The sequence below is a fragment of the Bryocella sp. genome, from assembly GCF_058498515.1.
In genome coordinates this window covers 20,648-47,095 of sequence record NZ_JBMHYI010000042.1, presented here as the reverse complement: position 1 = coordinate 47,095, position 26,448 = coordinate 20,648, and the positions used below count along the sequence as shown (strand labels likewise).

Sequence of the window (26,448 nt, the reverse complement as noted above, 5' to 3'; positions counted from 1 at the left end):
GCGCTCTCAGTACAGGAGCGCCTTCGCGCGTTCGGTGTTGAAGGCTGCGAGGCCGCGCTGCCAGCTCTGCGCTATGGTGCGTGGGTCGTCGCCGCGGGTGATGGCGTCCATGGTGACCTGATTGCAGATCAGGGGCATCGCGCGCGCGAGATTGAACTGGGTGGGGTAGAGGTGGTGCAGGGCGGAGAGGATCTCGATGCCCAGCTCGGGGGTGTCTGCCTGCCTGGGGTCGGTCAGGGTGACGCGGACGGCTTCGATCGTCTGGCCGTGGAAGGGATAGTGGTTGGCGTCTTCGGCGATGGTTTCGGTGGTGGGAGTGAAGGTGACGCCGGGGATGTTGCGGGCGGTGAGGTAGTTGGCTACTTCTTGCGCGTGGAACCAGGCGGTGGGTGCGGGTCCAGAAGCAGGTCTCTCCACTCCGCTTCGCTCCGGTCGAGATGACACATTTGTGGTCGTGTCGGTGAGGCCGCCGGTGGCGGTGCTGGCGTCCGGTTTGGTGGGGGGGATGCCGGCGCCGAAGAAGCTGAAGGGGTGATCCGTGCCGCGGCCTACGGAGATGTTGTTGTATTCGATGAGGCCGAGGGCGGGGTAGCGCAGCGCGGCTTCGGGGGAGCGGAGATTGGGGCTGGGGTTGACCCAGGGGAGGCCGGTGTCGGCGTAGAACATGCTGCGCTGCCAGTGCTGCATGGGGACGACGACGAGGGTGGTGGCGAGGTGCTTGGTCGCGACGATGTACTTCGCAAGCTCGCCCATGGTCATGCCGTGGCGAACGGGTAGCGGCATGTAGTTGATGTAGGATTCGCGACCGAGGTCGGAGACGGGCCCCTGGACGGCGAGGCCGCCGACGGGGTTGGGGCGGTCTAAAATCACGACTTCCATGTGGTGATGGAAGTCGGTCTGTTCTGTCGCGGCGGCTTCGAGGAAGTAGCCCATGGCAGATTCGTAGGTCCAGAAGTGGGTGCCGGCAGCGTCCTGGAGATCGATGAGGACGGCGTCGAGGTCCTTGAGCTGGGCGTGGGTGGGGCGACGGTTGGCATCGTGGGCGCCGTAGAGGGAGATGACGGGGAGGTTGGTGGCTTCGTCTTTTTCGGCTCGTTGGTGGGTGGTGTCTTGCTGGGCGGAGAGGCCGTGTTCGGGGGTGAAGAGGGCTGTTAGTTGTTGGTTCTTCGTTGTCAGGAAGTGCGCGTGGAGGATGTCGATGGTGCGTTGGCCTTGGGCATCGAGGCCGGTTTGGTTGGTGAGGACGGCGAGGTGGTGGTAGTTGGCGAGGGCGGTGAAGTGGGTGGATTCCAGGACGTCGATCCCGGTGAGGGTCTGTTTTGTACCGGAGAGCTCAGAGACCATTGGCTCGTCGGGCCACTTCCTGTACTCGGTCTTCAGCTCCGCTTTCACTGCAACGCGACGCGCCGTCATGCTCGGGTTAGACGGCCGACGGTGGAGGGGATCGACAGACTCAGTCAAAACCCGGGTCCCAGAATCGGGACCCGGGGCACCCGAAATCCCACCAGCAGGTCTCTCCACTTCGCTTCGCTCCGGTCGAGATGACACAGTTTGGGCGGAGTCAAGGCCGAGCGCTTGGGCAGCGGCGGTGGCGACCTCGCCGCGCAGGGTCGTGATGGGGTTGTTACCGCGGGGATGGACGGCGTTGGAGAGCAGGATGACGTAGCTGTCGGAGGTGGGGTCGATCCACAAAGTGGTGCCAGTGAAGCCGGTATGGCCGAAGCTGGGCATCGCGGCTGAGGGCGTGGCGGGAGCGGCGGTGGGGAAGATGGCTCCGCGCGGACGGGAAAAGGCCGTGTTGATGTCCCAGCCGAAGCCGCGCAGAGGTGTGCCCTGTGTGGGCATCAGCGTGGGGGTTGCGGCCTTGGGGGCTTTTGAATCGACGGTGAGGATGGTGTTGGGCTGCACCGTTGCGGGCTGCTCGGGCGAGACCATCAGCTTGAGCGTGGCTTGCGAGACAGGGAACGGGCCGGTGTTGCGGAGCAGCTTGTCGAGCAAGGCTTGCGCGTAGAGGCTTATGTCGTGCGCGGTGGAGAAGACCCCGGCGTGGCCGGCGACGCCACCCATGCGGCGGGTGGTGGGATCGTGCACGGTGCCGCGGGTGAGCATGTCAAAGTGGGTGTTGGTGTCGCGGGTGCCTTCGTCGTCGTGCGTGGTGGGGGCGATGCGCGGGAGCAGGCTGGCGCTCCAGGTATCGCCGGGGCAGGCGAGCAGGTAGCGGCCGGGAGGGTTGGGCGCCCACACGATGGCCGCGCCGACGAGCTTATGCGGGCCGCAGATCTTGTGGTACGGCAGGTAGCGCGTGTCCTGCATGCCCAGCGGGAGAAAGACGTGCTGGCGGACGTAGGTGTCTTCGGGCTGGCCGCTGAGGCGCTCGACGATCTCGCCGAGCAGGATGAAGTTGATGTCCGAGTAGACGAACTTCGTACCGGGTTCGGAGGCGAGGACGGCGGTGTGGGCGCGGCGGAAGCCTTCTTCCTTGTCGGGCGATGCGAGGCCCCAGGGCTCCTTGAGCGAGACGTCGGGTGGCTCGCCGGAGGTGTGGGTGAGGAGCACGCGCAGGGTGACCTTGCTGCGGGTGGGGTCGCGCCTTCCATTCACAGCGGGGTTGAATTCGGGGATGTACTTCTCGACCGGGTCGTCGAAGCTGGCGATCTTGTGCGCGTCGTAGAGCTCCATGATGGAGGTCGCCGTGGCGAGGCACTTGGTGAGCGAGGCCATGTCGAAGATGGTGTCCTCGGTCATGGGTTCGGCCGGGGATGGGGTGCCGTCGAGGCCGGGTTCGCCGTCTAGCTTGCGGTTGCCGAAGGCCTGGTGGAAGACGATGTGCTGGTTGTGGCCGATGACGACGACCGCGCCGGCGGGTTTGTGCGCGGCGGTGGCGTCGGTCATGAGCTTGGTGACGGCGGAGAAGTCGTAAGACGAGGGCTCAGGGGCCAAGGGTCCAGGGCCAAGGGCCGAGGGGCCAGAGGGCGCGGTCGCCTGTGGCTGTTGTGCCTGTGCGGACGAAATACAGGGGTTCCTCGCTGCGCTCGGAATGACGAGCAGTAGCGCCACTCCAGCGAGTGTGGTGCGCTTGCGGCTGCGGAAGATGAGGCTCATGAGGGCTCCAACGAGAAAGGTGACAGCGGCGCCGATGAGGACGTACCAGGTGAAGGCGATGTGGGGGATGGTGATCTGCGAGACGGTACAGTTCGCAAGGTTCACGGTGTTGGGCGTGGAGGTCGTTTCTGTACCGCAGTGCATGATGTCGCCGCGCCATATGGTCTTCGGGAAGGTCCCCTGCCAGAGCCACAGGTTTAGCGCGAAGCCGACGACCATGCCGATGGTCGCACCGATCTCGCTGGCGAACTTGGTGAGGGTACCGAGGAGGAAGACGCCGAGCAGGCAGCCGTAGGCGACTGACGCGATGGAGAGGCCGATTTCTACGACGTGGCCTTTGCCTCCGACCTTGATGGAGTAGACGGCGATGGCGAAGAGGACGAGCGCCCAGAGGACGGTGGAGGATTTCGAGATGAGGCCGCGCTCGCGGTCGTCGGCGTTGGGACGGAGGCGCATGTAGAAGTCGACGACGGTGGTGGAGGAAAGTGAGTTGAGCGCGGCGGAGAGGTTGGACATGGCCGCGGCGAGGATGGCGGCCACGAGGAGGCCGGCGATGCCGATGGGCATCTCGCGAACGATGTAGGTGGGGAAGATCTTGTCGGGCGAGAGGCCTTGGATCCAGCTGCCGGCGTTGGCGGCGGTGCTTACCCCACCCTTCGCAAAGTGCGCGAAGGATGGGCCACCCAGTGCTGTGGCTGCGCCCGATTGCGCGAAGACGTAGAGGCCGGCGCCGATCAGAAGGAAGAGCGTGAACTGGAAGAAGATGACGACGCCGGAGCTAAGCAGGGCGAGGCGGGATTCGCGCAGGTTCTTGGCGGCGAGGAGGCGCTGGACCATGAGCTGGTCGGTGCCGTGCGAAGCCATGGTGAGGAAGGTTCCTCCGAGGACTCCGGCCCAGAAGGTGTAGGTCGTCGTGAGGTTGAAGGCGAAGTTCAGCATGTGGAACTTGCCGGCGGCTCCGGCGACCTGGTGGATCGTGGCCCAACCGCCGGGGATGTGGTGGCCGAGGGACCAGACGGCGACCAGGGTTCCGGCGACGTAGATTCCCATTTGGACCACATCGGTCCAGACGACGGCGGCCATGCCACCTTCGAAGGTGTAAAGCAGGGTCAGCGCTGAGATGATCGCGATGGAGAGCACGTCGCCGGTGCCGATGGCGATGGCGACGACGATGGAGACTGCAAAAACGCGCACCCCCTCGGCTGCAGCGCGCGTCAGAAGGAAGAGGCCGGCGGTGACCTTGTGGAGCGTGTGCCCAAAACGCTGGTCGATGAGCTGGTAGGCGGTGAGCATCTCACCGGCGAAGTAGCGTGGCAGGAAGAGCAGGGCCACGACGATGCGGCCGAGCATGTAGCCGATTACCACCTGCAGGAAGCCGAAATCGCCCGCGAAGGCAACACCGGGGATGGAGATGATCGTCAGGGTGGAGGTCTCGGCGGAGACGATGGAGAGGGCGATGGCCCACCAGGGGATGGTGTTATCGGCGAGGAAGTAGCTTTTGAGCGAACGGCCCTGGGTGGAATCGCCCTTGTTGCGGAAGCGGAGGCCGAACATCGTAATGCCGACGAGGTACAGCGCCACCAGCGTGAGATCGAGCGGGCCGAGGCGTCCGGTGCGGACGTTCAGGGCGAGGGCGGCTAGGGCTTCCGGCAATGCGAGTGTCTCCTGTCGGTGGACGAGTGCGATTCCGGACGATCTTCGATAAAAGTCTGGCGACGCCGGCTGCTCCCGGAGGTTATGATAGCGGCCCGTGCAGCCGCACGACCGGGGCGGCAGAGGAAAGGTGGTAATGGATGGGGATGTTTCTGGGGTTGGACGCAGGCGGGACCGGAACGCGCTGCTGGGTGGCGGACGATACCAAGGTTCTGGGATGCGCCAGCACCGGCACCGTGAAGATCATGGGCGTGGGCGAAGAGGTCGCGACGGAGCGGCTGAAGCGGGTGATCGGCGAGGCCGCCAGTAAGGCTGGTATCTCGCTCGACAGCGTGACGCGCACCTGCATCGGGCTGGCGGGGAACTCCAGCCACGAAGTCTGCCATTGGGCGGAGCGGACGATCGGAAGCGTGGCTTCAGGCGACATTATCATCCTCGGGGATGAGGAGATTGCACTGGAGGCGGCCTTCCAGGGCGGTCCGGGGATGCTGGTGATTGCGGGGTCGGGATCGAACGTGATGGGCCGCTGCAGCGACGGTACGCGTGTTACGGCGGGGGGATGGGGTCCGATGGTGGGTGACGAAGGCTCGGGCAGCTGGATTGGCCTTGAAGCCCTTCGGGCGGGCCTTCGCGCGAAGGATCGCGGCGTCAATACCTGCGTGCTGCGCGAGATCGAAGACTTCTGGGACCTGGACGACCTCGGCGATCTGGTAGCGCGCGCCAACCAGAGGATCCGGCCAGACTTCTCCGAGCTCTGCATGGTGGTGGCTTCCTGCGCCGAGAATGGCGACACGCTGGCGATCAGCGTGCTGGAGCGTGCGGGCGAAGAGCTGGCAGCGCAGGTGGGGCTGGTGATCTCGAAGATGAAGGCGCTCACGACCTGCAAGGCGCAGGATTTTTCGCAGCTGGCCTTTACCGGCAATGTGCTGGGAAAGATCCCGCGGGTACGACGGTCAATGGAATCGCACCTGCTAGCGGTGACGCCGGAGCTGAAGTTTGGCGATAAGCCGGTGGAACCACTGGAGGGTGCGGTGTGGCGGGCTAGAAAGCAGCAGAACAGCTGATTAGCAGAACAGCAGAACAGCTAAGACTTGACCTGCGCTCCGTTGAGGTAGGTTGCCGTGAGTCTTCCGTCCGCGTCGAAGCGGTTGAGGTTGGCGGGCATGCCGGGGGCGAGGCGGGTCCACTGGGGTTGGCCTAGCATCGCGGCGGGGTTGTGGCTGGCGAGGCGGACGGCGTCGGGGAGCGACGCGCCGGTGAAGGCTTGAATGTTTTCAACGGCCTTGTCCATGGTGAGGATGGAGCCGGCCAGGGTGCTTTTGCCTTGCGCGAGGTCGTCCTTCAGTTGTGCGCGACCATCCTTCACGACGACGGCGAGGCCGACGAGTGAGTAGTTATCTCCATCGGGCATGCCGGCGGCGGACATGGCGTCGGTGACGAGGATGCCGCGATCGATTCCCTTGGCTTTGAGCCAGAGGTCGACCATCTTCGGGTGCACATGGATGCCGTCGGCGATGATCTCGGCGTAGAGCGAATCCGTAGTGAGCGCGGCGCCGAGCACGCCGGGGTTGCGGTGGTCCATGGGGCGCATGGCGTTGTAAGTGTGCGTTGCGCTGGTGGCTCCGGCGGCGATGCCGGCGATGGCCTGCTCGGTGTTGGCGTCAGTGTGGCCGAGGCTGATGCGGACACCGCGGTCGGTTGCATGACGAATGAACTCGAGTGCTCCGGGGAGTTCGGGCGCGACTGTGATGAGCTGGATGTGTCCGCGGGCGGCCTGCTGGAAGCGGTCGAAGAGTTCGAGCGTCGGTGGGATGAGAAGCGCGGTTGGATGGACACCGCGGCGCAGGTGGGAGAGGAATGGGCCTTCGAGGTGAATGCCCATGGGTGCGGCCTGGCCGGGCTGGGGCGAAGCCGCGAAGACTTCGATGGCATCTGCGAGCGATTCGAGCGCGTGGAGGATTTCGTCGATGGAGGCAGTGACGGTGGTGGGCAGGTAGTGGCCCACGCCGCGTGTTGCGAGGAAGCGCTGCATCTCGGCGAGGTCTGCAGCGGAGGCCGTCATCACGTCATGGCCGACGGCACCGTGCGTGTGTACGTCGAGAAACGTTGCCGTGAGTACGGTGGTGTCGCTGGAGAGCGCGTCAGGATCGGAGCTGATGCCCGCGATGGTGCCGTCTGCTGCGACGTCGATGACGGGGTACTCGATCTCGCCGATGTCGGTGTAGAGGTGGCGGGCGGTGAGGGGGGTGGAGGGCATTGTGGCGCGCTTTCAAAAAGTGGGCATTGAGTTTGGAGTTAGGAGTTTTGAGCTTGGAGTCTCCAGATGCCAGTTGGCCAGATGTCAGTGCCCGGGCAGCGGCGGAGGTACGGGCGATGGCGCGACAGGGGTGATCGGGGCCGGGATGCCGAGTAGCGAGGCGTCGGGCAGGGTGTGCTGGTCGGTCCATTGGCGCTGCACGCTGCGCACCGCGTCCACGCGCGCGAGCCAGCGGTGGATGGTGAAGTCGTAGCGCTCGAGTACGGGCTGCAGGTTGGCGGGGCGATAGGTGCGTAGCCATTGCTCCTGGTACATCTGGCGCAGCTGCGAGTAGCCGTAGGTGAGGTCCTGCAGGCGGCCGTTGACGCTGTTGATGTCCGACAGCAGCGCGGCGACCCCGGGACGCGCCTTGCGCCACTGACCTGCAGCCAGCGTGGCCTGGGCCTGCGCGTAGCCATTGATCATCTCGTCGGAGAGCTGGAACATGAGGCCGAGGAAGTCGATGCGGCGGGCTCCGAAGTCGATGGCGTCGAGGGCTTCGGTCTCGCGCAGGCTGGGGTTCTGCGTGCGGGCTTTGGCGATGAGCTCGATGCTCTTTTCGGCGTGGAGGCGGAGTTCGGTTTCGATGGGGCGCATCTTGGCGGCCATCACCTGGCCATCGCGCGACCAGGGATCGACCCAGAAGAGGCCGTCGCTGCCTTCGGTGGCGGCGATCACCTTGGTGTCCTGCAGCAGCGCCATGGCTGCGGTGATCTCGCTCTCGGCCTGATCGACGAGGCCAGAGCTGTCGCCGTGGAACTGCAGACCGTAGGAGGCCTGGAAGGCTTCGATGGAGCTTTCGCCAGGCTGCCATGCGGCTGCGGCTCCGAAGAGGATGCCGTACCAGTTCATGTTGGAGAGCGACTCGCCATCGTCGTTCCAGAGCGTGTTCAGCTGGCCCTGGGAGCCGAACTTCTGGCCGTCGCGGGTGAACTCCTGGATGTCGAGCAGTGCCTCGCGCTGGTTGGGGAAGACCTGGCGGTAGTTGTTGATTGCGGGAGCGACCCAGAACTGGAAGCCGGCGTCGGCGTAGGGCTTGAGCATCTTCGCGAAGCCCCTGGGGTCGGGCGAGTAGCCCCACTGGACGACGATGGTCTGGTCCTTGAAGCTCTGGGGCATGGCCTTGAGCTTGTCCGGTGCGGACTGTGCGATGTCTCCCCAGAAGAGGATCTTGCGGTGCAGTGGCTGCAGGTCCGTGACGATGCGGTTCATGTAGTCGAGGTACACGGGGGCGAGGCCACGCGCGTCGACATCCGCGCGGGTCTTGCCGGCGCCGAGCTCGAAGGTCTCATCCGCGCCGACGTGCAGGAACGGGCCGGGGTACATCTGCGCGAGGTCCTTGAACATGCCGTCGATGATCTGCATGGACTGCGGCTCGGAGGGTGCGAGCACAGCGCCGTGCGGTGTCTCGGCAGCGGAAGAGTATTTCTCCCACGTGAGCAGGTGACGCAGGTGGCCGAAGGCCTCCTGCTCCGGCACGACGGTGATGTGGAACTGCGCGGCGTAGGCGACGAGCTGCATCGCATCCTGCGGCGTAAGCGCGGCTCCTGGGACAGCGCCCAGCGGATTCGACGGGAAGGCCTGCGTGGTCTCGAAGTAGGGCGAGTAGAGGTTGACCTTGTACGAGGCCAGCGTGCGGATGAGTTTCTTCTGGAATTCGAGGGTGTCGATGGGGCCGCGGGAGAGGTCGTCGTGCAGGCCGCGCCACTTCATCGCGGGCCAGTCGCGGACGATGGCGGTGTGCAGCTGCGCGTTGGGGCCGTCGCCGACGATGAGCTGCTTTACGGTCTGTAGAGCGTAGAAGACGCCGGCGGAGGTGCTGGCCGTGAGCGCGAGGCCGCTGACGCGATCTCCGTTGCGATCGGGCAGAAGGACGTAGCCTTCGGGCTGCATCTCGACAGGCATGGCTGCGTTTGCGGAAGAGCCGGCGGGGAGAGATTCGCTGTACGTCTGCTGGCCCAGCGGCGTGCTCATCCGGGCGACGAAGATATGCGGCGCGGAGGGTGTGGTGACGACGGGGATGTGGCGTGTGGCGAGTGTCGCAGTCAGGTCGGCGATGGCGAAAGAGTCTTCCGCATCGCAGGGCTGCTGGCAGTCGATGCGGACTCCCTGCGAGAGCGGGAGAGTCGCGCTGGGGCGCACGTCGCGCGGGATAGGGATGAGGTGCAGCGAGTCGGGCGTCTGCGCGGTGAGGGCCGAGGAAAAGACAATAGCGGTGGTCAGAACAACAGAGGCGAGAAGACTCGATCGCATGGTGTCCAGATTACTAGGAAGCGGCTACGCCGTTAGCGCTCGCGTTGGCGACTGTCTCGTCAGCGGCTTCGCCGTTAGCGAAATTCACGTCGCACTTCCTAACGCGAAGCGCTGACAGCATCGCTGCTATCCGCGTAGCGGCTAACGGCAAGCCGCTACTACATAGGAGGTTGGCCGTTGATGACCGTCACGCCGGGCGGGGGGATGAAGCTGAAGTCGGCGGGTGTAGTTGGCAGGTCTTCGCGCATGTCGGTGAAGGCGAAATCGGTGCGAGTGCCGTCGGTCTGCTCAAGGCGCATGGTGTGGATCTGACCGGTTGCGTCCACCGTTAGCGCGATGGAACTGACGGGCGAGGCGGGATCGCCGAGCTTGACCTTCGGTGCGCCGCTGAGGGTGTAGAGCGGGTGGTCGGGCGTCCCAACGAGGGTCAGCGTGATGTTGGTGAGCTCCTTCGCGAGCTCGGTGTGGCCGAGGAGGAAGCGCAGGGGCGTGCGCATGTCGTTCAGCTGGGACTGGGGCAGGCGGGTGGCTTGTGCGTCGCCGGGCGTGTAGGACGTGGCGAACTTGCCGTCGAGCACGAAGACCTTGCCGACGGGCGCGTCATACGCCCAGCGCATGCGGCCGGGCTTGGCGAGGGTCAGCGTGCCAGTCTCACTGCGGTCCATGCCGAGGCCGCGATAGCGCTCGGTGTAGCGGCAGGTGAGCGAATGCAGGTGGTTGTAGTGGTCGTCGACCTTGTGGGCGAGCGACGCGGCGGTGGGCGTCTGCGCGAGAGCGACGGGCGTTAGAGCGAGCGCTACCGCTGCCAAACGGAGAACCCCACCCAGGGCGCGATGAGGCTGCGGCATGGATGGGGCATCTGAGGTGATTGTGTTCAGGCTTACTGCAGTGTCTCGGTGCAGTTGCTGCCTCCCGCCGGATCGAAGTGGATCTGGCCGTTTTCGTCGCTGCAGAAACCGCGGTTGCCGGTTTTGCCGACGGTGGTGGGTGCGGCGAGGATCTGGTAGCTGTTGTACTGGTCGACCCCGGCGGTGGTGTTCTTGTCGCCGCACTTAATGGTGAAGGTGTAGCCGGCCTTGGAGCCGGTGGCGAGATCGTCGGGGATGAGCTGTGCGGCGTCGGGCGATGGCGCTCCGGAGCCCTGCTTGCCGCCCAGCTGAGCCAGCGTGCATGCGTAGCCGCGCGAAGGATACTGCGAGTTGTACTCGCTCTCCATGGAGTTCAGGGTACGGACGGAGTTCATGGCGGAGGTTTCGTTGGTCTTCTTCTTCACGCTCTCGTAACCGGGCACGGCGAGCGTGATGAGGATCAGAATGACCGACATCACGATCAGCAGCTCGATCAGGGTGAAGCCGGCTTCCAGAGTGCGGCGGCGGTTCGGCATGATGGTCCTCTGAGTATGAATCGCGAACGTGTTTTCGGTGTCCCGCTCGCGCGTTCGGTATCCCGCTACAGAGTATAGACGGAGCCGATGGCGCGAGGGTGAGGCGGGCGAGTTCAGCGAACGCGGAAGCTGTTCCGGTAGCATGGAAGTCTATGGCGAATCGACCCATTATCGTGACCGGCGCGGCCGGATTCATCGGGCGCAACACGGTGGCGGAGCTGAACCGGCGCGGCGAGCAGGAGCTGGTCCTGGTGGACGAGCTGGGCAAGAATCAGCCGGGCGAGTGGGAGAAGTGGTCGAACCTGGTGGGCCTGCACTACGAGGATCTGGTGAGCCCGGAGGAGTTCCTCGGGTTGCTGGAGGATGGAGCGTTTGCCGATGCGCAGGCGCTGATCCACCTGGGCGCGTGCAGCGCGACGACCGAGCGCGATGCGGACTACCTGGTCCGGAACAACTACCAGTACACGCGGGTGCTGGCGAACTGGGCGGTCTCGAACGAGGTGCGCTTCGTGTATGCGTCGAGCGCCGCGACCTATGGCGATGGCGAGCGTGGCTACGACGACGACGATGCTGTGACGCCGCTGCTGAAACCGATGAATATGTACGGCTACTCCAAGCAGATGTTCGACCTGTGGGCGCTGAAGAACGAACTGCTGGGCGAGGACGCGGAGCGAGTCGGCATCGTGGGACTGAAGTACTTCAACGTCTTCGGACCCTACGAAGAGCATAAGGGCGACATGCGCTCGGTGGTGTCGAAGAGCGTGAAGCAGATCCGCGAAGAGGGCGTGGTTCGGCTGTTCAAGAGCTATCGCCCGGAGTATGCGGACGGTGAGCAGAAGCGTGACTTCATCTACGTGAAGGACGCTGTGGATGTGACGCTGCACTTTGCGCTGGAAGACACCGAGACCGGCGGGCTGTTCAACTGCGGCACGGGCGAGGCTCGCACATGGCTGGACCTGGCGCGCGCGACGTTTGCCGCGCTGGACCTGGAGCCTAAGATCGAGTTCATTCCGATGCCGGAGCAGCTGCAGGGCAAGTACCAGTACTTCACCGAGGCGAAGACGCAGAAGCTGCGTGCGGCTGGGTATGAAAAGCCGTTCACGCCGCTCGAAGAGGCGATTGACGACTACGTACGGGGATTTTTCCGTAAGTAGATGCGAGATACGAGAGTCGAGATGCGGGAGATGAGCTGCGGAGCGAAGCGAGGCAAGATTCCCGGCGCGATCTTCGCACAGCGCGGGGAGGCCGCGTCTGTGGAGCTTCGCGTATGCTGAAACCCGCCATGCAAACCGTTCGCGCGATCTATCCTGGCACTTTCGATCCGCCCACTAATGGGCACCTCGACCTCATCACGCGCGGCGCGAAGATCGTCGACGAGCTGGTGGTGGCGATCCTTCGCAACTCGGACAAAGGCGAGCCGCTGTTCTCGGTTGCGGAACGGGCTGAGATGTTGCGTGAGGCTACGGCGCATCTCGGCAACGTGCGGGTGGCGACGTTCGACGGCCTGCTAGTGGAGTTTGCGCGCAAGGAAGGCGCTCGCGCGGTGCTGCGCGGCATACGCGCCATCTCCGACTACGAGTATGAGTTCCAGATGGCGATGATGAATCGCAAGCTCGATCCAGACATCGAGACGCTGTTCATGATGCCCGCGGAGAAGTACACCTATGTGAGCTCGCGGCTGATCAAGGGAGTGTTCAGGCTGGGTGGGGATATCTCGCAGCTTGTGCCGCCGCTGGTGGTGGAGCGGCTGAAGGCGCTCAAGGAAAAGATCGAGCCTGAGATCAAGATGATTTAGAGGATCGCAGGCGATGAGGGACCGAGCTGTAGAGGTGCGGGGTCTTCAGGTCGCGAGGAGTGAGGACGAACGAAAACGCGCGTGAGAGGCTCTCACGCGCGTTTCCGTTTCGACAGATTGCCGGGCTTATGCCTCGGGATAGAGGAGTTCGGTGAAGCGGGGATCATCGGCGACGGACTCGAAGTCCGAATCCAGGCGGGCCTGGAAACGATTCTGAGCGTTGAGCCGGATGGCCTCGGTGAGGTGATCGATGCAGGAATGCGAGTCGCCGGTCATGGAGGACAGCAGGGCCAGGCCGTAGAAGGCGTAGTCGGCCGAGTTGTCCTTGAGAATGATCTCCTGCAGGTGCTGGCGCGCGTCCTCGTAGTTGCCCTGGTTCAGCAGAGAGATCGCGTAGTCGTAGCGCTCCTCGTGGGTCTCGAAGTTCGCTGTGCCCTTGTCGATCTGGCCCACGCAGGCGGCGACGTACATGCGGATACGGTCGGCGAAGTCTGGAGGCGCGGATTCAAGCATCTGGGAGAACGCGATGTGCGCCTTCTCGAACTTTCCGGTTTGCATCAGCTTCAGAGCGCTCTCGTAGAGAGCGAGGGTGGTCTTGCGCTGCGCGGCGTCGACTGCGGGGGCCGAAGAAGCAGGCTTGGGCGTGCGGCGGGCGGTGGCCTTGTTCGTGGGAGCGGAGGTGGTAGTAACGGACTTCGTCGACATGATGTTCTCTGGTTGCGCGGCCCGGGCTGGAGCGGATACGGAGCCTGTAGGTGGAAAAATTTTGTGGTGGCTTGCTTCGGTGTTATACGGGCAGTGCCTAGGGTGGGTCAACTCGGAACACGACAGATACCTTCCGGGCCGTGCGGATCGCTACCCTTGCGCCTTCCGATAGAGCACCGGGTTGAGGGACGGATCGTTGTACATCTTGAGCTGCCGGTAGAGCTTGAAGCGGCGGCGGCCGGCGAGGACATCCTGCCAGAGACTGTCGAGACACCCAGCGAGGTCGGACCGTTGTTCGTCGAGCAGGGCCAGACGGGTGCAATTGCGCTCGTGGTGTTCGTCGCTGGCGCCGGGCCGGGTTGCCTCCTCCGCGGTGTGGAAGTGCTTGAGCGCGAGGATGGAGAGGCGGTCGATCATCAGTCCCGGCGTCTCCGAGTGTAGCGGCAGCGTGGGGTCGAGTGGTGAAAGCCCGGCGAGCAGGGCAAGATCGAGCTTCTCGGCGAGATCGTTGCGGCGTTGGTTGAGGCGGTCGATCTCATGCTTCACCAGGGTGATGGTGTGGTCCGATGCGTCCGGATCGCGTGCCATGTCCTCCTGGTGCCAAAGATCGAAGTTGGCCATGTGCTGATCGAGTACGAGCTGTTCGAACGCGGAGGCCGGACTCGGCGCGGGTGCGGTCGCATCGTGGCCGAAGGCAGTCGCGAGGTCGTGGAGAGCAAGGATGCGTTGGGCTTCCAGCATGGACGGGATCCTCCAAGCATAACCGTTCGTTGGAGAAACGCCGGAGCCGGCTGTTTCTGTTCGCATGCTGGAGCGTTGTTTGGCGAGACAAACGGCACAGCGGATGGGGCTTGCCAGGGATGCGACACTGGAAACGATGCGCAGGGATAAAGTACGCAGGGTGCTGCTCTACCGCCTGGGCAGCCTGGGGGACATGCTGGTGGCGCTGCCCGCGCTGCACCTGGTGGCTCGTGCGTTTCCGAACGCGGAGCGACGGATGCTGACCAACTTTCCCGTGAACGCGAAGGCTCCGGCGGCTGCTGCGGTGCTTGAGAACACGGGCCTGGTGGATGGTTATATTCGCTATGAGGTTGGCACGCGCAGCGTGAAGGATCTGGCGCGCCTGGCTTGGACGGTCCTCCGCTGGCGACCGCAGGTGCTGGTGTACCTGGGGCCGGCTCGTGGTGTGGCTGCTGCCCGGCGCGATGAAAACTTCTTCCGTCTGTGTGGCATTCGCCGGATCATCGGCGTCCCGCTGACGGAAGGGATGCAGCACAACTTTTATGGCCGCCCCACCGGAGGCCGCGATGGCGCGATGGGCGATGGCAACCTCGAGCCGGAGGCGGCGCGACTGGCGCGGAACATCGGAGAGTTGGGAGGGCTGGGCGAGTTCGACGACGCGGCTCGGCTCGAGGATCCGGCGAGCTGGGACCTGCACCTGACGGCTGGAGAACGAGCGGCGGCGGATGAGGCGATCGGTGAATCCGAAGGAGTCGAGCTAGGCGAGACTGCTATCACGGCCTGCGTCGGGACCAAGGTGCAGTCGAAGGACTGGGGCCGCGAGAACTGGCGTGCTCTGCTGGCTGCGATGGCGGTCGCGTATCCGGGGCGAGCGTTGCTGCTGGTGGGGGCTCCTGAAGAGAGCGAGGCCAGCGAATTTGCGGCCGAAGGCTGGCGCGCGAATGGTGGGGGCGCGGTGGTGAATCTCTGTGGCAAGCTGAAGCCGCGCGAAAGCGCCGCAGCGATTGCGCGGACGTGCCTCTTCGTCGGGCATGACAGCGGGCCGATGCATCTGGCTGCCGCGGTCGGCACGCCGTGCGTGGCGATCTTCGCGGCGAGAAATATTCCGCGGCAGTGGTTTCCCTTCGGCAAGCAGCATCGCGTGGTGTATCACCGGGTGGAGTGCTGGGGCTGCGGTCTGGAAACCTGCATCGAACAGCAGAAGAAATGCCTGGTGAGCATCACGGTGGATGAGGTGATGGAGAAGGTGCGGGAAGTGTTGGGCTCGCATTGATGCGCGCTCACGTTATCTGTTCTACGGTCTATGTTGTACGTGACGGGGCGTTGCGAATTGCGGGTCTGGCTCGTACAACGTGAGACGTAGAACGCACGCGGCATCGGACCGCGCAGGGGAGAGCTTCACGAATGTTGCCTGAGCTGCACGCTGTACTGGGATTGCTGGAGGGCGGCTTTGGCCGTCTCAAAGTGTTGGTGGTTGGCGATGTGATGCTGGACCGCTACATCCTGGGCGAGGTGGACCGCATCTCGCCGGAGGCTCCGGTGCCTGTGTTGCGGCATGTGCAGCGCTACGACCGTCCTGGCGGCGCGGCGAACGTCGCGATGAACCTCGCGGGGCTGGGTTGCGAGACGGTGCTGGCGGGCTTCTGGGGCGACGATGCGGAGCGGCGCGACCTGGCAGCGTTTCTCGAAGCCAAGAAGGTTGACACGGTCGGCATGGTGACGAGCTCGCTCGCGACGGTGTCCAAGACGCGCATCGTGGGAAGGCGGCAGCAGCTGCTACGGCTCGATATCGAGAGCAAAGAGAGCCCCAGCGCGCAGGACATGCAGCGGCTGATCGAGAGCAGCGTGGCGCTGACGGAGAAGGTGCATGCGGTGGTGCTCTCCGACTACGCGAAGGGAGCGCTGAGCCGCGAACTGTGCGAGGCGGTGATCCGCAAGGCGCGCGAGCGGGGCATTCCGGTGTTGGCGGATCCGAAGACGCCGGACCTGAGCAAGTACTCGGGCGCGACGATGGTGTGCCCCAATCTCAATGAGCTTGCGGCTGCTACGGGCTTCGGCTCCCATGAGATGGAAGCGATGCTGATTGCCGGGGAGCAGCAGCGCAAAGAGCATGAGCTCGACTACCTGTGCGTGACGATGAGCGAGCTCGGCATCCGGGTGCTCAGCGAGGGCGGCGTGTACCACTCGCCAGCGCGGGCGCGCGAGGTCTTCGATGTCTCCGGCGCGGGAGATACGGTGATTGCGATGCTGGCGGCTTCGATGGCGGGCGGGTTGAAGGTGGAGACGGCGATCGAGCTGGCGAATCTTGCGGCTGGTGTCGTGGTGGGCAAGATGGGCACGGTGCCGATCGAGGCCCACGATCTCGTTGCGCTGCTTACGCCATCCTCGAAGCTGCGGTTCGATGAGAAGATCCTCGATCGCGAGCGGCTGACGAAGCGTGTGGAGGATTGGCGGGCAGCGGGCGAGACCATTGTCTTCACGAATGGCTGCTTCGACCTGCTGCACGTGGGCCATGTCACGCTACTGGAGGACTGCCGGGGCTTTGGGTCGAAGGTGGTGCTGGGGCTGAACAGCGATGCCAGCGTGCAGCGGCTGAAGGGACCGACGCGGCCGGTGGTCGGCGAGCGCGAGCGAGCGCGGGTGATGGCGGCGCTGGCTGCGGTGGATGCGGTGGTGCTCTTCGACGAAGACACTCCCGTTGAGGTGATTCGAGCGGTGAAGCCGGACGTGCTGGTGAAGGGTGGGGACTACACGATCGAGACGGTGGTAGGCCACGAGATTGTGATGGCGGCCGGTGGACGCGTGGAGATCGTGCCGACGGTCGAAGGATTTTCGACGACGAATCTTGTGAAGAAGCTGAAGGGAAGTGAATAGTGAGCAGTGAGTAGTGAATAGTGAGGAAATGCAGCGGCGGGCGAATTCGAGGCCTTTCTTCACTATTCACTGCTCACTATTCACTCTCGAATGAGGTGTCGATGTCCGAAGGCAATGCTGGCATTCTTTGCATCAGCACCTACGAGAAGGGACAGCCGTTCCTGCGCGAGATCGCGCGGCATGGCATCCCGGTGGATCTCGTGACGGTGGACAATCTCTCCGGCGCGGACTGGCCGCGGGACATCCTCGCGGGCTTCCACACCATGCCGGAAGGTCTGGGTGCGGAGCCGGCGATGCGCTTCCTTGCGAGGCTGATGAAACACAAGGCCTATGCCCGCATCGTGGCGCTGGATGAGTTCGATCTCGAGACGGCGGCGCTGGCGCGCGAGCACCTGCGGTATCCGGGCATGGGACAGACGCGCACGCGGAATTTCCGCGACAAGCTGGCCATGCGCGAGGCCGCGCGAGCATCGGGTGTGCGGGTGCCGGAGTTCAGCTCCGTCGTCAACCACAACGACCTGTGGCACTGGATGCAGCGTGTGCCTGCACCGTGGCTGCTGAAGCCGCGCTGGAGTGCGTCTGCGATCGGCATCCGGAAGTTCGAGCGGGCGGAGGATGTGTGGCCGGTACTGGATGGACTGGGCGATGACTCGACCAACAACCTGATGGAGCAGTTCGTTCCCGGCGAGATCTACCATGTCGAGGGAATTACCTGGAACGGCGAGCTGAAGTTTGCGCTGGCGCACAAGTATGGGCGGCCGCCGTTCGAGACGATGCATGAGGGCGGTGTCTTCTCCACGCGTACGTTACAGCGCGATAGCGACGAAGCTCAGGGGCTGCTCGCGATTCACGCGGCCACGCTCAAGGCGCTGGGCATGACGGACGGCGTCACGCATTCGGAGTTTATTCGCGCCCATGCCGATGGGCAGTTTTACTTTCTGGAGAGCGCGGCACGCGTAGGCGGGGCGTTCATCGCGGACGTGGCGGAGGCAGCGAGCGGCGTGAACCCATGGGTGGAGTGGGCACGGATCGAGATCGCGCTGCTGCGGGGCGAAGAGTACACGCTGCCGCCGTTGCGTGAGGACTATGCGGGCAGCGTGATCTGCCTGGCGCGCCAGCAGTGGCCCGATCTGAGCGCGTACGACGCTCCCGAGATCGTGCAGCGGATGCAGAAGTTCCATCATGCGGGGTTGATCGTGCAGTCACCGAGCGCGGGGCGGGTGCAGGAGCTGCTAGTTGAGTACAGCGGGCGCTTCGTGCATGACTTCTATGCGCGGATGGATGCTCCGGACAAGCCGCCGGCGTAAGGCTGCGATCAAGGTGGCGAAGGGCTGAGGTGATGAACTACTTGCCTGCGATCCACACCATGCCGTCGGGGTCGCCGCCTACGTCGATCTTCTTCACGAGGGTCATCGTCTTCAGGTCGAGCACGCCGACGTAGTTGCCGCCGCCGCAGGCGATGAAGGCTCGGTTGCCGGCTGCATCGATGACGATGCCGGCGGAGCCTCCACCCATCTCGATGGTCTTCACGCGCTGATGGGTCTTCGTGTCGACGACGACGAGGGTGGTGCCGCGCAGCAAGCTGATGATCGCGAAGCGGCCGTCGGGAGTGAACTTCAGGCGATTGGCTCCGGCGACGTCGAGCGGCAGCGTCGCGATGTTCTTCTTCGTGGCGAGGTCGAGGACGGAGACGGTGCCATCCTGGGCGTCGGCGGTCCAGAGCTGCTTGCCATCGGGCGAGACGTCGAAGCCTTCGTCTCCCTTGCCGACGGGGACGACGGTTTGCTCCCAGTCGCTGCGATCGACCATGGTGGGGCCGGCACCTGCGGCGCCGGGAGCGGCGGGCGCGGGCACTCGCATGTGCTTCAGGTCGATCAGGCTGACGGTGGCGGCGTTCACGTTGGTGGTCGCGATCTGCTCGCCGTCGGGCCAGACGTAGATCATGTGGGTGCGGTCCTGGCCGGTGCCGAGGATGAAGTCGATCTTTCCGCTGGCGGGGTCGTATCGGCCGAAGGCCTTGGCGGCCTCGGCGGTGAACCACACCTTGCCGCCCTGGAAGAAGAGGCCGTGCGGGCCGGTCAGCGCTCCGGTGTCGATGACCTTGTCCACGCTGGCTGAGGGGATGTCGATCTGGCGTAGGGAATGCAGGCTGCCGAAGCCATAGTTGGAGACCCAGGCCTTGCGGCCGTCGGGTGAGGCAGTGATCTCGTGAGGGTCGTCGCCGGTGGGGACCTTGCCGTGGATCGCGAAGCTGCTGCCGTCTACGATCGAGACCATATGGTCTCTCTTGGAGATGGCGAGGAGCGTGCCGGAGGTGTTCTGCGCAGTGGCTGAGGCGCAGATTGTCATCAGGGAGGCGAAGGACGTGGCGGCGAGAAGGGCAAATCCGAGGCGCATGAGGGCTCCGCGAGGGCTGGAGGAGGGGAATGAGGCCGTCGTGCGAAGAAATTTCAAGCCAGGGGAGCCGGCGGCTGAACCGGGAAGACTGGTCCTCAGGTAACTGCCGGAGACCGCGGCGGGGTTACCACCTGGGGATGTGCGAAGTTGGTGAGCGGGCTGGGGCTCGAACCCAGGACCAGCGCCTTAAAAGGGCGATGCTCTACCAACTGAGCTACCCGCTCGCTCCTTGGCTAAGGTAGCACATTGCGGGGTGTCGGAAACCGCGCCGCCACTGGGCGGATGCACACAAAGCGCGGCGACGGCGTGGCTTGCGAGGAGAGTACCTTCAGGGCGGGGGATCGACCAATGGAACCGCGCTGAGGGTGCGCCAAACAAAGGCCATGGCCCAACGGTGGGACCCGCCGGGCACCCGCGGCCTGGTTACCAAGCGGGGACAGGAGCGCATCGCGAAACCCCGCGCCGAATCAGGGTTTTCGCGCACTCGTGGAAGACCAAGGTTTCGCGTTTGTATTACTTACGTTGCATTGACTTGGCTGATCCCCGCCACGTAGCCTCCGGATAACATGAAACGGCGGTAGGGACTGGTTCGGGCCGATCTGATCGGCAATTGACCATGTTTGCTGCGGTTTTCGAAGGGGCTGCCATGGAGAGGTCGAAACCGGATTCGAACGACCAGAACAAAGTGGTGGAAACACCAGATGACGTAGCAGTTCTGTACTCCTGGGCGAACCTCCAGGGAGCAAAGTACCGGGACTTCTCTGCGTCGCGGCGAGAGTATCGCGCACAGCTTCGTCACCGCCAGGCCCAGACCCAGCGAGACGCGGAGCTACAGGCCAAGGAGGCTGCCGAACGGGCTGCCGCCGAGACCGAGCGCGCTGCACGGGAGGCTGAAGAGGCTGCCCGGTTCCACCAGACTGAAGCGCAACGCGCGGCGTCTCTGCAGAGCGTCCGCCAGGCGGAGCTCGAGGAGGCTGCGCGCCAGCGCGCGCTGCGCCACGCCGATGAACTCAATCGCCAGGCTGCCGCGGAGCGTCTCGAGGCCGCACGCCGGGCAGAAGCCGTGGCTGCTGCCGAGGCCGCCGCACGCCGCGAGGCTCGCGAGATGGCCGAGGCTCGCGCCTCCGCAGCTCGCCAGTCGGCACACTATTACGAGAACGAAGCGCGTCAGCGCACGCTGGCCGGCCCACAGCCGACCTCCGGCGTCGGTGGCGACATTACCGATCCGTACACGGATCCGGCGCTGCAGCAGCTCGCCAGCCGGATCTATCCGGTGTCTCCGGCGATTGACGATATGCTGCCGAGCCGGTACCCGCAGACCCGCGATGCGCGCCTGATTGTGCCGCAGCCTGACCCGAAGCACCCTGTGCCGGAGCGAGGTCGCGAGCTCCTCGCGACTGGCTCCCGCGAGCGGGATGCGGAGCTGGCTGCGCTCGGCGCCGCTGCCGTGGAGAAGGTTGCCGACCAGGCAAAGGGGCCGGTTCGCTACTACTACGAGGGGGACGTTCCTGCCAGGACTGCTGCCGTCGATCCTTACCTTCAGCTTCGGGAGCGTGCCCGTGCGGAGGACGCTGATCGCGGACGCCGCACCCGCGGCTTCGCTCCGGATGTTGCCAGTGGCATCATGCCGGCCTATACCCCGGAGCCTGCGATTCCGGAATGGATTTCGCAGTCGGACGCACAGCGCGATGCTGCATTGAGGCGTTCTGCCGCTCCCGCCGCCATGCCTCCTGCGATGCCTGCGCCGGCTTCGCCAGTCGAAGACACGCTGCAGCACTCGCGGGAGCGGGTGGCCGCACGCTGGTACGCGCTTAAGGGCGTGTTCGACCAGAGCGCGGCCGAGCCTCCGGTCGAGGCGGTGAATACGGTTCGCCAGGTTCCGATGCTGACGGTCTTTTCGATGGCTGGTGGCGTGGGCAAGACCAGCCTGGTTGCCACGCTGGGCCGCACGTTGTCCTCCATGGGCGAGCGGGTGCTGCTCACCGACACGACCTCGCATGGGCTGCTTCCGTTCTACTTTGGCGCCAGTGAACTGCGCCCCGGAGTCGTGCGGACCTTCTCTCCGCCTGCGGGCTCGAACGATGCGGCGATCGCTCTGGTTGGCTACGACGTCTCGCAGCGAGATGCGAGCCCGGAGTCGCAGGAGTGGCTGGTGAACGAACTCATGCGCACCAGCCGCGGCATGCAGCGCATCCTGCTGGATGTGCCGCTGAGCGCTGCCTGGGTGGCGCGCCGCATGGCGAGACTGGGCGGGATCACGCTGGTGCCGGTGGCGCCGGACATGAACTCGGTGATCAGCCTGGGACCGCTGGAGAAGTTCTTCGCCGGAGTTACGGACGAAGAGGGCGGGCCTGCACAGCCTTTCTATGTGCTGAACGAGTTCGATGCCAGTGTGCCGCTGCACCTCGATGTTCGCGAGGTGATGCGGCGACAGCTTGGCGATCGGCTTCTGCCGTTTGTGATCCGCCGCGCCCCCGCCGTTTCGGAGGCCCTCGCCGAGGGCATGACCGTGATGGACTACGCCCCCGACCAGCCTGTGGCCGGCGACTACATGAATCTCGCATCGTGGCTGCGTACGCAGTCGATGCCAGCGATCGCAGGGCAGAAGAATGCCCGTTGGAGTGAGCAATGACGAGAAGCCCGCTGTGGAGGGAATTCGAGTCCAGCGATAATTTCCTGGTCCGGCTGATGCGTGTCCTGATCCTGGTAGGCGGCATCACGTTCATGCTGCTGGCCGGCACGCTGGATCTTACGTGGCCGCAACAGCTGTGGCTGGGCCTGCTGATTGTGTTGATCGCGATCTGGATCGACCGCGCGTCGACCTCGTACCTGGTCACGCTCACCCTGATCCTGCTGAGCTGCTTTTCGACCTTCCGCTATGGCTTCTGGCGTATCGAGCAGGTCTTCAAGTTCTTTCAGGATCCGGGCAATCACTGGACCGTGCTGGATGTCTTCTTCATCCTGCTGCTGGTCGCGGCCGAGGCGTACGCCTTCACCATCCTGTTCCTGGGCTACCTGCAGACGCTGTGGCCGCTGCGCCGCACGCCGGTGCCGCTGCCCGAGGACACGGATCTGTGGCCTGAAGTCGATCTGTTGATCCCGACCTACAACGAGCCGCTGAGCGTGGTGAAGTTCACCGCTCTGGCAGCGATGAACATCGACTGGCCCGCGGACAAGCTGAATGTCTACATCCTCGACGACGGCAAGCGCGAGGAGTTCCGCGCCTTCGCGGAAGAGGCCGGCATCGGCTACATGACGCGCGACGACAACCAGTACGCCAAGGCGGGCAACATCAACCGCGCGCTGACGCGGCTGGAAGCTCCCTTCGTCGCGATCTTCGACTCCGACCACGTGCCCACGCGCAGCTTCCTGCAACTGACGATGGGCTGGTTCCTGCGCGATGCGAAGCTGGGCGTCCTGCAGACGCCGCATCACTTTTACTCGCCCGATCCGTTTGAGAGAAACCTTGGCCAGTTCCGCACCATTCCGAATGAGGGCGAGCTCTTCTACGGTGTGGTGCAGGACGGCAACGACTTCTGGAATGCTTCGTTCTTCTGCGGCTCCTGCGCTGTGCTTCGCCGTGAGGCGCTGGATGAGATTGGCGGCATCGCCGTCGAGACCGTGACGGAAGATGCGCACACGTCGCTGCGCATGCAGATCCGCGGCTGGAATACGGCGTACATCAACATTCCGCAGGCTGCAGGTCTCGCGACCGAACGTCTCAGCGGCCACGTGAAGCAGCGTATCCGCTGGGCTCGCGGCATGGTGCAGATCCTGCGCATCGAGAATCCGCTGTTGGCTCCGGGGCTCTCGCCTGCACAGCGCCTGTGCTACTTCAACGCGATGACGCATTTCCTGTATGCCTTGCCGCGGCTGATCTTCCTCACCGCTCCGCTGATCTACCTGATCCTGGGGCACACCAACGTACCGGGCTTCTGGGCGGCGATTCTCGCGTATGCCTTCCCGCACCTGATCCTGAGCTTCCTTACCAACTCGCGCATCCAGGGTCAGCATCGCCACTCGTTCTGGAACGAGATCTACGAGACCGTGCTGGCCCCGTACATCTTCATCCCGACGATGCTGGCGCTGTTCAACCCTCGCGCCGGGGCGTTCAACGTGACGGCCAAGGGCGGCGTGGTGAGCAAGAGCTACTTCGATGCGCGCATTGCGCAGCCGTATCTCGTGCTGCTGTTCCTCAACATCATCGGCCTGCTGTGCGCGATTCCGCGCTACCTCCCGTTCCCGCATATTGGGGATGGGCTGCCCTGGCCGATCAGCGCGATTCTGAACATTCCGGCTTCGATGTATGACGGCAACCACGCCGGCACCATCCTGATGAACGTGCTGTGGACGTTCTTCAACCTGATGATCCTGAGCGTGGGCACGGCCGTGGCCTGGGAGCAGCAGCAGCGCCGCCAGACGGTGCGCGTGATGGCTTCCGTACCTGCAGGCGTGATCCTGCCCGATGGTTCACTCATCAACGGCATGACGGCGGACATCTCTTCGGGCGGCGTGATGCTGAACTTCGATGAGCGGCTGCGTCTGCGCAACGGCGAGAAGGTTCAGATCGTCTTCCCGGTGCTGGATGGCGACGCCTCGCTTCCCGCAACCGTGGTGGGTGTGGACAACAAGACTCTTCGGGCGCACTTCGACCCGCTGACGACGCAGGAAGAAGAAGCTCTCACGATGGTGCTGTACTCGAGGGCGGATACGTGGCTCGGCTGGGGTGAAGCCCGCGAAGCCGACAAGCCCCTGCTCAGTATGTGGAGGATCATGCAGCTCTCGATTCATGGTTTGGCAGGAACGATTCGTGGCGTCCTGGGTGGCCGTAATGGCCAGCCCCGGGGCAAGGTGGCAACCAGCATCGCTCCGGTGATCGCTGTGCTGCTGGCGCTGCTGGGCATGCTTCTCACCACGCACAACGCAGGAGCGCAGACAATGCGCCGCGCGACGCCGCAGGTGGGGGCCAATGGCCAGCCGTTGACGATCACCGTACCAACGTCGGTAGGCGTAGCCGCGAATCAGGCTCGCCCCGTGGCGCCGGGTACGTTCGACAACCAGTTCTCGCTCAGCGATACCGGCGTACCCACGTCGATCGTGATGCGCGGCGTGGACAGCTATCACTCGGTGTACTTCTCTGTGCCTCATACCGAGCTGGTGAAGTCAGCGACGATGAAGCTGGTCTACCAGTTTTCGCCCGGTCTGCTGCCCAGCATCTCGCACCTGAAGGTAAGCCTCAACGGCACGCCGTTCGCAACGGTCCCGGTGACGACGCAGCCGGTGGTCATGGGAACTGACGGCAATGATCTGCCGCCCGACCAGAAGCTGAAGAACAACCAGGCAGGAGTGGTCGTCAACGCGGGCTACAGCCCGGTGATGACGGCGACGATCACGGTGCCGGCCGAGCTGATGGTGCACGACAACGAGCTCACCTTCGAGTTCATCGGGCACTACACGCTGCAGTGCGAGGATCCTTCGCACTCCACGTTGTGGGCGGAGATCGCTCCCACCACGACGCTGGAGCTGGCCGGCAGCATGCTGCCGCTGCAGAACGATCTGAAGTCGCTGCCTCTGCCCTTCTACGACAAGAGCGTGAATCTGCACCCGACGGTGCCGGTGGTCTTCCTCACGCAGCCTTCGGCCAAGGCCATGCAGGCTGCCGGTGTGGTCGCCTCGTGGTTCGGCATGATGACGAACTACCAGACGGTTCGCTTCCCGGTGACCTTCGGGACGATCCCGCAGGGCAATGCGATCGTGATCAGCGAAGATGCTTCGTCGCTGCCACCTGAGCTTTCGGTGTCCGGTTCCTCCGGTCCTACGATCGCGATGAAGACCAACCCCAACGATCCGTACTCGAAGGTGCTGGTGCTGACGGGCGGCAACGCGGACGATCTTCTCACCGCGGCGCAGGCTCTGGTGCTGCAATCCAAGGGACTCGCGGGAGCCTCGCAGGGCGTGGTTCTCTCGGAGAAGCCCAAGCAGCGCGAGCCTGATGACGCCCCGCGCTGGCTGAGCACCGCGCACATTACGAACCTCGGCCAAATCGCGCAGCAGGGTGACCTGCAGGGCGATGGGACGGTGCCCGTGGCGGTCTACTCGCGCACGCCGCCCGACTTGTACTACGGCGACACCACGAACCTTGCGTACCACATGGACTACCGCTACAACGGGATTCCGCTGGCCAGCGAGAGCTCGCTGCAGGTCTTCCAGAACGGAGCCTTTGTCAGCTCGACGCCGCTGCCGCATACGGACACGGCGTCCAAGGAGCTGTCGACGGTCATCCCGGTTCCGGTGGTCGACATGCGCCCCTTCTCGAACACGATGATGATGAAGTTCATCTTCCAGATCGCGAAGAAGGGCAAATGCGAAGATACCGCCCCGATGAACCTGCAGGGTTCGGTGTTGCGCAGCTCGTACCTGGACATCACAGACATTCCGCACTGGATCCAGCTGCCGAACCTCGAGGTCTTCTCGAACGCCGGCTATCCGTTCACGCGACGCGCGGATCTCTCGGACACTGCGGTGGTGCTGCCGGATGCGCCTTCGGCGGAAGAGCTCGAGCTCTACCTCATGTTCATGGGCCACTTCGGCGCGCAGACCGGCTACCCGGTGCTGAACGTCACGGTGACCAATGCGGACGGCATGAAGGGCGACAAGGACTTCCTGGTGCTTGGCACGGTGGACGATCAGCCGGCGATCGGCAAGCTGAACAACAAGCTGCCGGTGGCCATCAACTCAGGCGGCCTGAAGATCCAGGACACGGGCGGCTTCTTCGACTCGGGCAACTTTGCCTGGTGGAAGGTGCGCAGCTCGGACCGTGTGGACTCGGGCAAGCTGGAGACCTCGGGCGGTCTGCCGGACGCGATGATCGAAGGCATCGAGAGCCCTTACTCGGGCGGACGCTCGGTGGTGGTGGTCGCGCTCAAGGACAAGTCGGTGGTGCCGAACTTCGTGGACACCTTCCTGAAGACCTCGCAGTCGTCGGACATCCAGAAGTCGGTGAGCGTGCTCGATGGGCAGAGCTTCACGAGCTACCAGCTCGGCAGCTCCAGCTATCACGTGGGTTCGCTCTCCTGGTGGACGCAGCTCCGCATGATCGTCGCGCAGTATCCGTGGCTGATCGTGCTGGTACTGATCGTGGTGGTCTTCCTGATGGCTGCCCTGCTCCGCGCCCTCCTGCGCCGACATGCGCGCCGTCGGCTTCAGGTGATGGACTAACACGGGCAATATGACACGCACCTCAAACCC

At 64.4% G+C, this 26,448-nt stretch carries 16 protein-coding genes and 1 tRNA gene; 8 read left to right on the top strand and 9 right to left on the bottom strand.

The window, feature by feature from the left end; genetic code table 11:
• Nucleotides 1-6: 6 nt before the first annotated feature.
• Nucleotides 7-4,755, bottom strand: a complete 4,749-nt coding sequence (locus AC5E6W_RS11970) for a sodium:solute symporter family transporter (RefSeq protein WP_491752532.1) — start codon at nucleotides 4,753-4,755, stop codon at nucleotides 7-9.
• Nucleotides 4,756-4,895: 140 nt separating this feature from the next.
• Between AC5E6W_RS11970 and AC5E6W_RS11965 the strand changes: the two genes are divergently transcribed.
• Nucleotides 4,896-5,819, top strand: coding sequence for an N-acetylglucosamine kinase (locus AC5E6W_RS11965; protein ID WP_491752531.1), 924 nt, complete (start codon nucleotides 4,896-4,898; stop codon nucleotides 5,817-5,819).
• 20 nt (nucleotides 5,820-5,839) lie between these two features.
• Here the strand turns inward: AC5E6W_RS11965 and nagA are convergent, their stop codons facing one another.
• The 4 genes from nagA to AC5E6W_RS11945 all read right to left on the bottom strand — a co-directional run bounded on the left by nagA (nucleotide 5,840) and on the right by AC5E6W_RS11945 (nucleotide 10,688).
• The gene (nagA, locus tag AC5E6W_RS11960) at nucleotides 5,840-7,012 is read right to left on the bottom strand and encodes an N-acetylglucosamine-6-phosphate deacetylase (protein ID WP_491752530.1); all 1,173 of its coding nucleotides are present in this window, start codon (nucleotides 7,010-7,012) and stop codon (nucleotides 5,840-5,842) included.
• A gap of 84 nt (nucleotides 7,013-7,096) precedes the next feature.
• On the bottom strand, nucleotides 7,097-9,304 hold the full coding sequence (locus AC5E6W_RS11955; protein WP_491752529.1) for a family 20 glycosylhydrolase: 2,208 nt from the start codon (nucleotides 9,302-9,304) through the stop codon (nucleotides 7,097-7,099).
• 158 nt (nucleotides 9,305-9,462) lie between these two features.
• Nucleotides 9,463-10,113, bottom strand: coding sequence for a LolA family protein (locus AC5E6W_RS11950; protein ID WP_491752528.1), 651 nt, complete (start codon nucleotides 10,111-10,113; stop codon nucleotides 9,463-9,465).
• Nucleotides 10,114-10,184: 71 nt separating this feature from the next.
• On the bottom strand, nucleotides 10,185-10,688 hold the full coding sequence (locus AC5E6W_RS11945; RefSeq protein WP_491752527.1) for a type IV pilin protein: 504 nt from the start codon (nucleotides 10,686-10,688) through the stop codon (nucleotides 10,185-10,187).
• Between the two features lie 152 nt (nucleotides 10,689-10,840).
• Here AC5E6W_RS11945 and rfaD point away from each other — a divergent pair, with 152 nt between their 5' ends.
• The gene (rfaD, locus tag AC5E6W_RS11940; protein WP_491752526.1) at nucleotides 10,841-11,842 is read left to right on the top strand and encodes an ADP-glyceromanno-heptose 6-epimerase; all 1,002 of its coding nucleotides are present in this window, start codon (nucleotides 10,841-10,843) and stop codon (nucleotides 11,840-11,842) included.
• A gap of 128 nt (nucleotides 11,843-11,970) precedes the next feature.
• Nucleotides 11,971-12,483: a pantetheine-phosphate adenylyltransferase gene (gene coaD, locus AC5E6W_RS11935; protein ID WP_491752624.1), complete on the top strand. Its 513-nt coding sequence runs from the start codon at nucleotides 11,971-11,973 to the stop codon at nucleotides 12,481-12,483.
• A gap of 126 nt (nucleotides 12,484-12,609) precedes the next feature.
• Here the strand turns inward: coaD and AC5E6W_RS11930 are convergent, their stop codons facing one another.
• Nucleotides 12,610-13,188, bottom strand: a complete 579-nt coding sequence (locus AC5E6W_RS11930) for a tetratricopeptide repeat protein (RefSeq protein WP_491752525.1) — start codon at nucleotides 13,186-13,188, stop codon at nucleotides 12,610-12,612.
• Nucleotides 13,189-13,338: 150 nt separating this feature from the next.
• Nucleotides 13,339-13,929: a DUF4254 domain-containing protein gene (locus tag AC5E6W_RS11925; protein WP_491752524.1), complete on the bottom strand. Its 591-nt coding sequence runs from the start codon at nucleotides 13,927-13,929 to the stop codon at nucleotides 13,339-13,341.
• A 79-nt stretch (nucleotides 13,930-14,008) separates the two neighbouring features.
• Between AC5E6W_RS11925 and AC5E6W_RS11920 the strand changes: the two genes are divergently transcribed.
• The 3 genes from AC5E6W_RS11920 (at nucleotide 14,009) to AC5E6W_RS11910 (ending at nucleotide 18,110) form a co-directional block, all read left to right on the top strand.
• On the top strand, nucleotides 14,009-15,202 hold the full coding sequence (locus AC5E6W_RS11920) for a glycosyltransferase family 9 protein (RefSeq protein ID WP_491752523.1): 1,194 nt from the start codon (nucleotides 14,009-14,011) through the stop codon (nucleotides 15,200-15,202).
• A gap of 131 nt (nucleotides 15,203-15,333) precedes the next feature.
• Nucleotides 15,334-16,803 carry a D-glycero-beta-D-manno-heptose-7-phosphate kinase gene (gene rfaE1 / locus AC5E6W_RS11915; RefSeq protein WP_491752522.1) on the top strand — a complete coding sequence of 490 codons (1,470 nt, stop codon included), beginning with the start codon at nucleotides 15,334-15,336 and terminating at the stop codon, nucleotides 16,801-16,803.
• 101 nt (nucleotides 16,804-16,904) lie between these two features.
• A complete protein-coding gene (locus tag AC5E6W_RS11910) occupies nucleotides 16,905-18,110 on the top strand; it encodes an ATP-grasp domain-containing protein (protein WP_491752521.1) in 1,206 nt (401 codons plus the stop codon).
• 37 nt (nucleotides 18,111-18,147) lie between these two features.
• Here the strand turns inward: AC5E6W_RS11910 and AC5E6W_RS11905 are convergent, their stop codons facing one another.
• Together AC5E6W_RS11905 and AC5E6W_RS11900 are read right to left on the bottom strand one after the other, a co-directional pair.
• Nucleotides 18,148-19,200, bottom strand: a complete 1,053-nt coding sequence (locus tag AC5E6W_RS11905) for a YncE family protein (RefSeq protein ID WP_491752520.1) — start codon at nucleotides 19,198-19,200, stop codon at nucleotides 18,148-18,150.
• A gap of 148 nt (nucleotides 19,201-19,348) precedes the next feature.
• Nucleotides 19,349-19,424: transfer RNA gene (locus tag AC5E6W_RS11900), tRNA-Lys, on the bottom strand.
• A gap of 464 nt (nucleotides 19,425-19,888) precedes the next feature.
• On the opposite strand from AC5E6W_RS11900, the gene AC5E6W_RS11895 reads away from it, so the two are divergent.
• A complete protein-coding gene (locus AC5E6W_RS11895; RefSeq protein WP_491752519.1) occupies nucleotides 19,889-21,832 on the top strand; it encodes a cellulose synthase operon protein YhjQ/BcsQ in 1,944 nt (647 codons plus the stop codon).
• Nucleotides 21,829-26,418 carry a UDP-forming cellulose synthase catalytic subunit gene (bcsA, locus tag AC5E6W_RS11890; RefSeq protein WP_491752518.1) on the top strand — a complete coding sequence of 1,530 codons (4,590 nt, stop codon included), beginning with the start codon at nucleotides 21,829-21,831 and terminating at the stop codon, nucleotides 26,416-26,418. The genes AC5E6W_RS11895 and bcsA overlap by 4 nt, the downstream gene beginning before the upstream one ends.
• Nucleotides 26,419-26,448: the final 30 nt, after the last annotated feature.